Origin of the sequence: Vibrio mexicanus (assembly GCF_001012815.1) — a bacterium.
Taxonomy (GTDB): Bacteria; Pseudomonadota; Gammaproteobacteria; order Enterobacterales; family Vibrionaceae; genus Vibrio; species Vibrio mexicanus.
This window is the reverse complement of the sequence record NZ_JYJP01000026.1, coordinates 67,248-79,871: the sequence shown is the minus strand read 5'-3', so window position 1 is coordinate 79,871 and position 12,624 is coordinate 67,248. Positions and strand designations below refer to the sequence as shown.

General features: G+C 45.9%; 10 protein-coding genes and 3 pseudogenes. 7 read left to right on the top strand and 6 right to left on the bottom strand.

Annotation, left to right across the window (positions count from 1 at the left end; all coding sequences use genetic code 11):
- Nucleotides 1-33 precede the first annotated feature (33 nt).
- From pspC to pspA, 3 genes are read right to left on the bottom strand one after another with little or no spacing between them, the layout of a single operon-like run.
- Nucleotides 34-420 (bottom strand): envelope stress response membrane protein PspC, encoded by a 387-nt coding sequence (gene pspC / locus UA76_RS04700; RefSeq protein WP_047043616.1) that lies wholly within the window; start codon nucleotides 418-420, stop codon nucleotides 34-36.
- Entirely contained in the window at nucleotides 413-646 is a 234-nt protein-coding gene (pspB, locus tag UA76_RS04695) for an envelope stress response membrane protein PspB (protein WP_047043614.1), read from the bottom strand. Before pspB ends, pspC begins: the two co-directional genes overlap by 8 nt.
- 13 nt (nucleotides 647-659) lie before the next feature.
- On the bottom strand, nucleotides 660-1,331 hold the full coding sequence (gene pspA, locus UA76_RS04690; RefSeq protein ID WP_047043612.1) for a phage shock protein PspA: 672 nt from the start codon (nucleotides 1,329-1,331) through the stop codon (nucleotides 660-662).
- 279 nt (nucleotides 1,332-1,610) lie between these two features.
- Between pspA and pspF the strand changes: the two genes are divergently transcribed.
- The 7 genes and pseudogenes from pspF to UA76_RS04655 all read left to right on the top strand — a co-directional run bounded on the left by pspF (nucleotide 1,611) and on the right by UA76_RS04655 (nucleotide 8,824).
- Nucleotides 1,611-2,633 (top strand): phage shock protein operon transcriptional activator, encoded by a 1,023-nt coding sequence (gene pspF, locus UA76_RS04685; protein WP_047043610.1) that lies wholly within the window; start codon nucleotides 1,611-1,613, stop codon nucleotides 2,631-2,633.
- A 164-nt stretch (nucleotides 2,634-2,797) separates the two neighbouring features.
- Nucleotides 2,798-4,416 (top strand): annotated as a pseudogene (locus UA76_RS04680) (ABC transporter substrate-binding protein).
- Nucleotides 4,416-5,378, top strand: coding sequence for an ABC transporter permease (locus UA76_RS04675; protein WP_047043608.1), 963 nt, complete (start codon nucleotides 4,416-4,418; stop codon nucleotides 5,376-5,378). Before UA76_RS04680 ends, UA76_RS04675 begins: the two are co-directional and overlap by 1 nt.
- On the top strand, nucleotides 5,365-6,252 hold the full coding sequence (gene sapC / locus UA76_RS04670) for a putrescine export ABC transporter permease SapC (RefSeq protein WP_047043606.1): 888 nt from the start codon (nucleotides 5,365-5,367) through the stop codon (nucleotides 6,250-6,252). The genes UA76_RS04675 and sapC overlap by 14 nt, the downstream gene beginning before the upstream one ends.
- On the top strand, nucleotides 6,252-7,247 hold the full coding sequence (locus tag UA76_RS04665) for a peptide ABC transporter ATP-binding protein (RefSeq protein WP_047043603.1): 996 nt from the start codon (nucleotides 6,252-6,254) through the stop codon (nucleotides 7,245-7,247). The genes sapC and UA76_RS04665 overlap by 1 nt, the downstream gene beginning before the upstream one ends.
- Nucleotides 7,244-8,029, top strand: coding sequence for a peptide ABC transporter ATP-binding protein (locus UA76_RS04660; RefSeq protein WP_047043601.1), 786 nt, complete (start codon nucleotides 7,244-7,246; stop codon nucleotides 8,027-8,029). The genes UA76_RS04665 and UA76_RS04660 overlap by 4 nt, the downstream gene beginning before the upstream one ends.
- Before the next feature lie 16 nt (nucleotides 8,030-8,045).
- Nucleotides 8,046-8,824, top strand: a pseudogene (locus UA76_RS04655) (DUF2927 domain-containing protein).
- A gap of 33 nt (nucleotides 8,825-8,857) precedes the next feature.
- Here UA76_RS04655 and UA76_RS04650 read toward each other — a convergent pair.
- The 3 genes and pseudogenes from UA76_RS04650 to UA76_RS04640 form a co-directional block, all read right to left on the bottom strand.
- Nucleotides 8,858-9,247 (bottom strand): DUF2750 domain-containing protein, encoded by a 390-nt coding sequence (locus UA76_RS04650; RefSeq protein WP_047043599.1) that lies wholly within the window; start codon nucleotides 9,245-9,247, stop codon nucleotides 8,858-8,860.
- Nucleotides 9,248-9,322: 75 nt separating this feature from the next.
- Nucleotides 9,323-10,228: a manganese-dependent inorganic pyrophosphatase gene (locus tag UA76_RS04645; RefSeq protein WP_047043596.1), complete on the bottom strand. Its 906-nt coding sequence runs from the start codon at nucleotides 10,226-10,228 to the stop codon at nucleotides 9,323-9,325.
- 453 nt (nucleotides 10,229-10,681) lie between these two features.
- Nucleotides 10,682-12,420, bottom strand: a pseudogene (locus UA76_RS04640) (glycoside hydrolase family 36 protein).
- Nucleotides 12,421-12,624 lie beyond the last annotated feature (204 nt).

Sequence of the window (12,624 nt, the reverse complement as noted above, 5' to 3'; positions counted from 1 at the left end):
GATGAAACCGAGCTATTTGAGGATAAATGCCTGTTAGAGTTTACTAAACTCGCGGTCGACTTTAAATGCATCAGACGTAACATAAGCTTCCATATTTCTTACTTTACTTTCGATAACATCGAAGTCTTTTTCCAAAGTATTTAACAAAAGCTCTGGAGACTGCCCCTGCTGCCAAGGTTTGCTTTTTAGCTTGTGATCTTGATGAGTTTTCAACGTCTGCTCGTAGTTAGCTGGCTGCTTCTCTAACATCAACGACATGGCGACATAAGCAAGCAGAACGAGAAAACTTCCTCCTAACAACGCAGCAGATATCACCAGAATACGAATCAGCCAAACCTCAGCGCCAAAGTAGTTGGCAATACCGGCGCAAACGCCGGAAATTTTGCCGTTCACCGGATCGCGATATAGCTCTTTATTCATAACGCCTTCTCCAGTTCGGTGATTCTGAGTCTAGAATCTTTTCAAGCGTTTCCACTCGGGATTGCATAGATTCTGCGGTTTTGGATAGCTGCTCTAGTCGTTGATAATCGTCTGCGGACAAACCATTTGAAGTTTTTCGCTTACTGCGATAGTGAAGAAATAGCCACAGAGGTGCGACAAAAATCAGAAAGACGATCAACGGACCTGCAATGAAAAATGACGACATAGTGGACTCCTAGTTATTTCTTTTCGCTTTCAACTTGCTGCTTCAATTTTTCTAACTCTTGCTCAATTTCATCTTGCGCTTGAAGCTCTGCAAATTCTTGGTCTAACGACTTGCCTTGACCAGTTTGTGCAAACAAATCAGCTTCAGCTTCTAACTCATCAATCTTACGTGAGTACTGGTCAAATTTCGCCATTGCTTCATTAGTACGAGCAGTGTGTAGATGTTTTTGCACATCACGACGGCTGGTCGCGGTTTGAGTACGAATGGCGATTGCTTGCTGTTTAGCGCGCGTTTCAGTTATCTTGGTTTCCAACTTACCAATTTCGCCAGTCAGTTTCTCGATCGTTTCTTCTACTAGAGTCTGCTCTGTATGAAGACCTTTTAGAACCTCTTGCAGCTTTTGCTTTTCTATCAATGCAGCGCGAGCTAAGTCTTCACGATTTTTTGTTAATGCCAATGACGCCTTGGTTTGCCAATCGGCTACCTGCGACTCTACAGCGTCCACTTTACGTGCCAACTCTTTCTTATCCGCGATAGCTTTTGCCGAGTTAGTGCGGACTTCTACCAACGTATCTTCCATCTCTTGAATGATGAGGCGAATCATTTTCTCTGGATCTTCAGCCTTATCAAGCAGTGAACTAATGTTTGAATTTACGATGTCTGCAAAACGAGAAAAAATACCCATGATGTTCTCCTTAATAAGTGCTTTATCATTGTGAAGCCTGTGTTTGACGATTTCAGAATCGAACAATCGTTGATTTAACCTAGCTTCAGTTTCGTTGCTTCAGTTTCGATGTACAAAATCTTACGTTTACTGAATTACTAGTTTTCTTATTACAAGAGCCGTGCCAAAAACTTATTAACTAAAAATCAATCACTTAGTTATTTCCACTTTGCATAACAATTAGACATGTGATTAATTAGGCCTACTGTTGGTAAATTTCACCACCTTGGAGAGCAAACAATGCAGCAAAACTTAATTGGAGAGTCCGCAAGCTTTTTAGCTGTGTTGGATAAGGTATCAAAACTTGCTGCCATTGAGCGCCCGATTCTCATTATCGGTGAGCGAGGTACCGGTAAAGAGTTGATCGCTCAACGCCTCCACTACCTCTCCAAGCGCTGGGACCAACCTTTGGTTACGCTGAACTGTTCAACGCTCAGTGAAGGTTTGATTGATTCTGAACTCTTTGGTCATGAGTCGGGCTCATTTACGGGCTCTAAAGGTCGTCACCAAGGGCGTTTTGAGCGCGCCGAAAACGGAACACTATTTCTGGATGAACTGGCTACGGCGCCGCTGTTAGTGCAAGAGAAGTTACTGCGAGTCATTGAATACGGCCAATACGAACGCGTTGGAGGGCACAAACTGCTCAATGCCAATGTACGACTAATCTGCGCGACCAATGCTGACTTACCTCAAATGGCATCAGAGGGGAGTTTCAGGGCAGATCTACTGGATCGATTAGCCTTCGACGTGATCCACCTTCCTCCGCTCAGAGAGCGCAAAGAAGATATCCCGCTGCTCGCAGAGTACTACGCGATAAAAATGTGCCGCGAACTGGAACTGAGTTACTTCATTGGATTTTCTGCTACCGCCAGCAAACAGCTCGAAGAATATCTCTGGCCAGGTAACGTCCGTGAACTAAAGAATGTCGTAGAGCGCGCAGTCTATCAACATATTGACCAACAAGAGCCCATCGACAATATCGTTTTCGACCCATTCCAAGCAACTTGGCAACAAGACGCTAGTGAAGCGGAAAAAAGCAGCACCTCAACAAGTGAAATATCTTCTTCAGATACCAATATTGGCGCTCTTGAACTACCTTTGGATTATAAACATTGGCAAGAACAGCAAGATATTGCGTTGTTAGCTCGCGTTCTTGATGAGGCCAAATTTAACCAACGAAAAGCCGCGGACTTGCTCGGACTGAGCTACCACCAACTGCGGGGAATGGTGCGTAAATACAACCTGTCGCCGCAAAGTGAATAGTCGCTTCTTTATGAAGCTTGAGCAAAACGTGAACACAAACGTTCAACAAACCCTAATAACCTCGGTTTTCTTTTGGTTACTTAACTCAATAAGTGATAAATTATTGAGATCTTGAGGCATAAACTGTTCAAATGTCCTCGTTATCTGCAAAAACAGCTCTTTCTATGAAAGCATTTATACAATTTTTTCTCAGCGTAGCGACCTTCAGCCTAATCACCGGCTGTGGCGATAATCTTGATCACAACAAGATTCGTCAAACTGGGTTTGTATATTGTGGTCAGGGGGACCAACTAGCTTTAATCCCCAACTCGTTGACAGTGGGATCACTGCAGAAACGCTTAGCCCACAAATTTTCGATACGCTCCTCAAGCTTGATAGCGACACATTCAAGCCGACACCTCACATTGCGACAAAGTGGACAGTGAACAAAGAAGGCACTGAGTACACCTTCGATCTGAATCCTGATATCCCGTTTCAAACGACTCCATGGTTCACCCCATCACGACGCTTGAACGCTGATGACGTGGTGTTTAGCTTTCGCCGCATGATCGACTCGACACATCCGTTCCATTATGTCGGAGGCGGATTGTACCCCTGGTTTGCCGGCCTCGATTTCCAAAACTTATTAGTCGACGTTCAAGCGATAAATCCGCACCAAGTAAAATTCACGTTAAGCAGACCAGACAATACGTTTTTGTCCAACATCGCCACCAGCTACGCCGTCATTCACTCTCAAGAATATGCAAACCATCTTGAGAAGAACGACTCAAAGGACAAGATTGACTCACACCCTGTCGGCTCCGGACCGTTCGCTTTGAACGAATATCAAGTTAACGATTTCATTCGCCTAACTCGTCATAACGACTATTGGCAAGGTCCAGCGAAGATGAAACAAGTGCTGTTTGATATCTCTCACCGCGGAACTGGTACGCTGGCAAAACTGCTTCGTAATGAGTGTGACGTTTTGAGCTCGCCACTTTCGAGTCAAATTCCGACTATTCGAGAACAGGATTTCATTGAACTGACGGCTAAACCTGCCATGAACGTATCGTTTATTGCGGTGAACACCTCTCACCCTGCACTAAATGATCGTAATGTTCGAAAGGCACTTAACTTCGCCATCAACCGTCAAAACATTCTTGATTCTGTTTACTACGGGACAGGCACGCAAGCCTACTCTGTACTGCCACCTAACTCATGGGCTTATCAAAAAGATGCGATTCAAGTGCGTTACGACCGCACGTATGCATTAGCCCTATTGCGAGAGGCTGGATATGAGCAAGGTCTAGAGCTCACGATGTCGGTGCCATTAGAACCTCGAGCTTATAACCCGAGCCCAAGAAAGACAGCAGAGCTGATTCAATCTAACCTTGCAGATATCGGTATTGCTTTAAATCTGCTCACCGAGGATAGATTCTCTCGCTCTGATATCGCCAGCAATACCAAGGTTGACCTAATTCTAACGGGTTGGATTGCCAATACCGGAGACCCAGATAACTTTCTAAGGCCTTTACTGTCGTGCGATTCAAATCGAGCAGGTCTCAATGTTTCAAGTTGGTGTAACAGTGATTTTGACTTCTTGCTTGATCTTGCTTTAGAAGTGGACAAACCGAGGTATCGCATCAACCTGTACAATCAGGCACAAAATATCCTGAATGAGGAGTTCCCTGTTATCCCACTTTCACATGGGATGCAGTTCCAAGCACACAATAAGTCGTTAACGGGTTTCCAAGTGAGCCCTTTCAATGCTCAGCCGTTTAATAAAGTTGAAAGGATCAAATAATGCTTTGGTATTCCGTTCGCCGCTTTAACCTATTCATAATCACACTGTTGATTCTGACCATTGTTGGTTTCAACATTCTTCGCTTGGATGAAAATTCTAGCTGGGCAGTCATGGACTTCTGGCAAGGCTGGCAAATCTATCTAACTGAGCTTTTGCAGTTCAACTTCGGCGTAAACAAAAATGGTACACCAATCATCGAAGAGCTCGCTGCCGTATTCCCAGCGACGCTAGAGCTGGTTTTGGTCGCATTTATACTGTCGTTACTGGTCGGTATCCCTCTTGGCACCATCGCGGGTATGAAGCAAGGGAAATGGTTAGATACGACCATTTCGTTCACCTCGATGTCTGGTTACTCCGCGCCTATTTTTTGGGTCGCTTTGCTAGCTATCATGTTTTTCTCTTTAGAATTCGAGCTTTTCCCTGTTGCGGGGCGCTACGATCTTCTTTATCAGATTGATCATGTCACTGGCTTTGCCCTCATCGACGCGTTCTTCGCCAAAGGTCAATACAAAGCTCATGCGCTGCAAAGCGTAATTGAGCATATGATTTTGCCTTGTTTGGTTTTAGCCCTTGCCCCAACCACTCAGGTGATTCGTTTAATGCGTACTTCGGTTGCAGAAGTGATGACACAAAACTACATTCGCGCGGCGCGAATCAAGGGTTTAACCCAGACAGAGATTGTGACTCAGCATGTACTAAGAAACGCCATTCCACCTATGGTGCCGAAGTTTGGGGTTCAGCTTTCAAGCATGCTGACCCTTGCAATCATCACCGAATCCATCTTCAACTGGCCGGGCATTGGTCGCTGGCTACTTGATGCTCTATCAAACCAAGATTACGTTGCTATTCAAGCTGGTGTTATCGTCGTCGCGACACTGGTTCTCATCGCCAATATCCTCTCAGATCTATTGGGCGCTATAGTCAACCCGCTTGTTAGGAAGGAATGGTATGCTAACCAATAACGTCTATCAGGAAGAGCGAATTCCTACTCAGTTTGAACGCTTTTGGCGTAGCTATCGCTCAAACAATCTCGCGATGTTTGGCCTGTGGTGCTTAGCGATTCTATTGCTGATAACCATCGCCTCTCCTTGGCTCGCTCCTCACGACCCGCAGGCGCAATCGGGTGAGCTTCTGGTTCCTCCTTCGTGGAGCCCTGTGGGCACGGTCGAATACTTCCTTGGCACTGATGATCTAGGCAGAGACATTCTTTCTCGACTGATCGTAGGTTCACAGCTTACCTTCGGTGCAGCGATCGTCATTACCGCCATTGCAACCGTTGTTGGTTGCTTAATCGGTATTCTCGCAGGCATGACTAAAGGCCTATTGTCGAGCACCTTGAACCACCTTCTCGATACGGTCATGTCGATCCCTTCCCTGCTGCTGGCCATTATCTTTGTTGCCTTCCTAGGGTTTGGTGAGTTTAATATTCTGTTGGCTATCTGCTTGGCACTGATCCCACGCTTCGTGCGCTCAGTTTATCTAGCGGTGCATACTGAAGTAGAGAAAGACTACATCATGGCGGCTCGACTCGATGGCGCGAATGATTTCTACCTACTCTGGAACTCAATCTTACCCAATATTCTGGTGGTGATTGCTTCAGAGGTAACGCTGGCGCTGTCTATCGCTATCTTAGATATCACAGCATTGGGCTTCTTAGGCTTAGGCGCACAAGCGCCAAGTACAGAATGGGGTGCCATCATTGGCGACTCCGTGGAGCTAATCTACCTAGCACCTTGGACAGTGACCCTGCCGGGTTTAGCCATCATGTTTACCGTAATTAATGTCAACCTAGTGGGCGAAGGTGTTCGCCAAGCACTTAATGCAGGTACCGAATAATGCCGTTACTTGATATTCGTCACCTCACTATCGAGATCGAAACTCCGCAAGGCTTGGTTAAAGCGGTCGATCGCATGAGCCTGACCATGAACGAAGGCGAGATCCGCGGTTTAGTGGGTGAATCCGGCTCGGGTAAGAGTTTAGTCGCAAAAGCGATCGTTGGTGTCTGTAAAGACAACTGGAAGGTCTCTGCAGACCGTATGCGCTTGGGCAATATCGACTTGCTTCAACTGACACCAAGAGAGCGTAGACGTGTAATTGCGCGCGACATCGCGATGATCTTCCAAGAGCCTTCTACCTGTTTAGACCCTTCGGAAGAAGTGGGTAGGCAGCTGATAGAATCGATTCCGTCGACTTCGTTTGAAGGCAAATGGTGGGAGCGATTTAAGTGGCGTAAGAAGCAAGCTATTGCGCTACTTCATAAGGTCGGCATTAAAGACCATACTCGTCTAATGGGCAGCTACCCTTATGAGCTTACCGATGGTGAGTGTCAAAAGGTCATGATTGCGATGGCCATTGCCGCAAAGCCGAAGCTGTTGATTGCCGACGAACCAACCAACGATTTGGACCCGATCACTCAATCCCAAATCCTGCGTTTACTAAGCCGTATGAATCAGGTCAACAACACCACCATCATGTTGATTGGTCACGATTTAACAACCATTACTCAGTGGGCAACCCGAATCACGGTCATGTATTGTGGTCAGTCGGTTGAATCAGCGGATACCAAGAAAATCCTTAATGCGCCTAAGCACCCCTATACTGTGGCTCTGCTTAAAGCGATGCCAGATTTTGCTGATTGGATCCCTCACAAAGAGAAGCTGCAGTCCCTGCCGGGATCCATTCCTCCGCTTCAACACTTGCCGATTGGCTGTCGCCTTGGACCAAGGTGCCCATATGCTCAGCGTCAGTGTGTCGAAATACCGTTTACCAAGCGCATTAAAAACCATAAGTTTGCCTGTCACTTCCCGTTGAACATGGAGAAAAAAGCATGAGTGTTTTACTTGAAGTGAATGACTTGTCTAAAGATTTTGTGAATCGCTCCGGCCTATTTCGCAAGAAAATTAAGCAAGCGGTTAAGCCAGTTAGCTTCTCGCTAGAAGCAGGGCAAACCATCGGTTTTATTGGTCAAAATGGTTCAGGAAAGTCGACACTTGCTCGTATGCTTGCTGGTATGGTGGAGCCGACCTCAGGTGAAATACGCGTAAACGGCGAGCGTTTAGAACACAAAGACTACTCAACGCGCTGTAAGTTGATCCGCATGATTTTCCAAGATCCAAACACCTCTCTGAATCCACGCATTCAGATTGGGCATATTTTGGAAGGGCCATTAAAACGAAACACCAGCATGCCGCCAGAAGCGCGCATGCAACGAGTGAAAAGCACTCTGCTTCGAGTCGGTTTGCTACCAGAGCACGCATACTTCTATCCTCAGATGCTTGCAACGGGTCAGAAGCAGCGCGTGTGCTTGGCGAGAGCGCTTATTCTTCAGCCTTCTATCATAGTGGCCGATGAAGCGCTTAACGGTCTGGACATGGCGATGCGCTCGCAGATCATCAACCTCTTTTTGGAGTTACAAGAAGAGATGGGCGTGTCCTTTATCTATGTATCTCAACACCTTGGCATTGTTAAGCACATTACCGACAAAGTAATGGTGATGCATGAAGGGGAAGTGGTTGAAACGGGAGATACTCAAAAAGTATTGAGCAGCCCAGAACACCCGATCACTCAGCGCATGGTGGAAAGCCATTTCAACAAAGCACCAAGCCACCGATAAGGTATAGGATTTTCTGATGAGAGTGCTCACCTTGATTGCAATTTGCCTGTTTACATCGGAAGCACTCTCTCGCCCAAGCCAACAGACTTGGTTAGATCCAGACTTCGTGTTCGACTCGTTCATCGAAGTTGCGCTAAAGAACGAATACCAAGATAACTACCAACCACTGTTAAAATGGCGCCAGCAATTAAGGTTTGGTTTGAGCACTACGTGCCCGATGAGGAGCTACATACCGAACTGTCTAAAATGCATCTTGAGCATTTATCCGACACTACCAAGCACCCTATTTCCTACGCAAAAAGCCGTGAAGAAGCCAATGTTATTTGGGTGTTTACCCAAGAGAACCGCTGGCGTGAAGACGTAGAAAGGTTGGCTGGCCCTGAGGGCGCTGAGCATCTTCACGGCGCTATTTGCAATGCCAATATCAAAGCTCGCCCCAGCACCTATGAGATTGTAGAAGCCTACATCGTTATTCCTGTTGACCAAGCAAGGCAACACGGCAAACTCTTAGCTTGTATCGTGGAAGAGATAACTCAAGTGATGGGATTGCCTAACGACTCTGAATCCGTCTTTCCATCCATTTTTAACGATTCCAGTCCGGAAGATTTACTCTCGCCATTGGATGTCGTGTTGCTTTCACTGCTTTATGAGCCAGAGTTAGAATCGGGTATGAACCGGAAAGAGATTGAAACAAAACTTCGTCGACTCATTAAGCGGTACGAAGAAAATGGCGTATTAACAAAGGCTGCCTCGCAAGCGAAAGCAGCCCCTTTATATCAATACATTGGCTATTAAACACTTAGCCTAGTCTTTAAACCCTTCTAGGGTTTATCTGCGCGCAGCTTGTTTCTTCAGTTCGAAATCAAACTCGTCTGGGAAGAGAACGACACCCTCTTCATTTTCATTTGGAAACACCACCACTGAAAGCTCGTCATCTTCCAAGCCTTGTGTCCAGCGGCTATACCATTTATTCACTGAAATCGATTCTGGGTGGCAATGTTCCCACTCACCTGTCGCCCATAGAGCTGCAAACTCGCGATTTGGCCATACCGGAACGCAATCGTCTTCTTCGGTGTTAAGCATCACGCAGCCATGCTCATCGGTCAGAATCCACACTTCACGATTCGCTGCGATCTCTTTTAAACAGTAGCGAAAACGTTGTTCTTCGTTGTAACGATTAATCGTTGTCATCTGCTCTTCTGTCAGTGTCTTTGACATGTGAGTATCCCCTTTAGGAAAAGAAAAAGCGCCCACTAAGTATAGTGGGCGCTTTAAGAAATAGAACTAATCGAATTACGCTAGCTCAGCTTGAAGCCAAGGCCAACCTTGCTTCTTACGGCTAAGCGTATTTTCCATCATTAGCTGACCATTTACTTCGTGCTGAACAAGCTTCTCAGCCCACTCACCTTTGTAAAGAAGGCGAGTTTGAGCTGTAGTGATGTCTGTTAGCATTACAGCAGCAAATGCTAGACCGTCTTTCTCACAACGAGATTCAAGATCTTGCTCAAGTGCGTCGATCATGCCGTCTACTTGCTCAAGAGTTGCTAGCTCAACTTGACCAACTACAACGTCACGGCCGTTGAATGGGTAACCTTTAAGGTCTTTTTCCACTAGCTCAGCAGCAGAAAGGCCTTCGATGTTCGTCTTAGCGATTAGAAGATCTTTGATGAAAGCATCAACATCTTGTACGTCTGCGATTTCAGCTAGCTCTGCAACTGCATCTTTATCTTTTTGAGTACAAGTAGGAGAAGCAAAGCCTACCGTGTCTGACAGAATTGCAGACATCATTAGCTTAGCAACTTGTTGAGAGATTGAGTGACCTTCAATCTTGAACATGTTGAATAGAACAGTGTTAGTACAACCAACAGGCCAGATCCAAGCTTCCATTGGATTTACTGTCATCACATCACCAAGACGGTGGTGGTCAACAATACCAAGAATTTCTGCTTCTGCTACATCATCAGGTGCTTGCGCTAGATCTGAGTAATCTACTAGCCAAATTTTTTCACCTGCTACTGAAGTACGTAGCTCTGGAGTTTCTGCGCCAGCCACTTCCAAAATGTGCTGAGTTTCACGGTTAATTTCGCCTTGGCGGATTGGCATTGCATCAAGACCACGAGCTTTTAGTAGCTCAGTAGCAACCAATGCACTACAAATACTATCGCTATCAGGGTTCTTATGACCGACAACTAGAATCATCTTTCTTCCTATTCAAGTCTGTTATTGGCCTATTTCTAGGCAGGTTTGCTCACAAAGGCGTTACTTTACCTGATTTTTAGAATTTGTCATCCTAATCTGACTTGGCTAGACCGATACCCAAGTAACCTCAAGATGCGTGGTTCAGCGAGAATTGCCTAGTTTACAAACGCGGCAACGATTCGACAATCTAGTGGTTCTAAATTAAGAATCGTTAACAAAGTGTGTGAGCTAGGCAAACTCGCCCTTTGGGAGCGTATCACTGGCTCAATTTCTACGTTAAATGACTTGGAAAGAACCCGTTATTTCGCTGCGCCATTTGCCTTGAACTTGAACCCGTGATAACGCTCTGAATCCTGCCTCTTGAAGTCACTTGGGTATATCACTAAACCAACGACCAACAAATTTCGATGTAAGCCAACTAGCACAAGGGAAAAAACACCATAACAGCCCCATTTATGGTGCGGTTAATACCGCTCGACTTGTTAGCCCTTCCGCCAGTTTTACTGTCATCACTGTTGAAGCATCATCGGACAACTTCTGACCAGTCCAATAGTCATACCAATGGACGGGCCTATCCGAGCGCAAGGTGATTTCTTGTTCATCACCAAAGTAGTTAAACACGCAATGAAGATCATTCTTGTCTGTTAACTTTACTTGGCCATGAGTCATTGAGAGTGAGCTGAATCTGGCCGCTTGTTGGCAGCGTCTTCCACGCAGCATCAGCTTTGCCAAGTTGCTTCTTGCCAACATCGTCAAGTCAGGTAACGGATCACCTGACAGCAATAGTCCGCTTGACGCTAACAAAGCGGTTCTATGAAAATCGTACGCTTCTCGATTGGTGGTTTGGTTTGGCAGAGAAACAAACGTGGCGCAATCAGGGTCAATCTGCCACAAACTCAAGTGCTGCCAGCTTCGATAGAAGGTTTCCTTTGCGATTTGAGCAAAACGGTGAGGATGACGCTCTACATCGTCAGAGACTCGCATACCATCCACTAATCCAAGAGACGGCCACATAGGCGAATTGCATCCCAGCAGGAACGCATCTCCTGCACCTTCAGCAATCGCTTTCAATCCCAGTCGGTAGGCTTCTATGCCTGTAATCCCTCTTTGATAGCGTTTGCCTTTCAAGGCGCCCCAGTAGTTTGCATCCATTTTGAATAGCTCTACACCCCACTCCTCTCGCATTGTACGAACAGTCTCGGTGAGGTGTTCAATCACTTCTGGATGACTGGTATCCAACAAGTACCAAGGTGTGCAGCGCCAGCCTCCGTAAGTGACTTCATCTGCGGTCATTGGCTGGCCGCGATCATTCTTGATAAACCAATCAGGATTTTGCCTGAATACTTTTGACTCTCTCTGGGCGATGAATGGCGCTATCCAAATCGCTGGCTTTTTGCCTCGGCAGATGATGTCTTCAATAAGCGATTTGACACCGCCAGCGAACTTATCTGACGGATCCAGCCAATCCCCCATAAAGCCTGATAGCCATCATCAATCAACACGTACTCAAGATCGTCCAAATCATCAGTCATCAATTGCAGGTTCTGCTCTACCTGAGTTCTAGTTACATCTGCATAGTAGGCATACCACGAACACCAACCTACAGGTGTTGCTCCTGTCACGTTTAGCCTTGGAGGATGGTTCAACTTGAGATAATGGGAATACTCTCGGTAGACTTCAGACAGCGTTTCTCCCGTCACAACGAGGACAGATTCTAAATCATTGCTGTCCCAATCTTGTGGCCTTGTATCTTCGCCATCAATATTGGCATGCAGATAAAGCCCATCGTCTTCTTCCACAATATCGAAATAGCCCGCAAAGCGATGGCAACTGGAAAAGCCAAACAGTGTGTAACCTTCTGGTTCCTCAACAACCAAGTAGTTGTAATAGCGCTTTGGCTCCTGCGACGAATAAATACGGTAGCTCGCGCTATCATCAGGACAACGGCCGACATCTTCTGGGTTTTCAGCCGTCCCTGTTGTTTGGGCTAGCATTTGAAAACCATCTCCCAACAGAACAGCACTCGATTCGAAGTTAAACTTAGTCGTAAAAAGAGTGTATCGTTCTGAGAGCGGATCATTAGACAAACCCGCATATTTAAACTGCAGCTCTTGGCCTTTTCGATGCACATTAATGTCAGAGTTAATGGTTTCGATTTCTCGATGAAGATCGAGTTGTATCACGTAGGTCATAGGACTCCTAGTAACGCCTGATGCCATCCTTTGTGTAATAACTCCATTGTCTTACGAGATCTTGAATCATAAAGTTACGGCTATCACGAAACCTTAAAGTTAGGTTTCAAAATAGGAATCAAACTGCAAATTCCTCTCTATAAAGTTATAACGCACTGACTTATTTGCCTATTTTTTCGGGCATTAATATTGCTCCTATCAAAA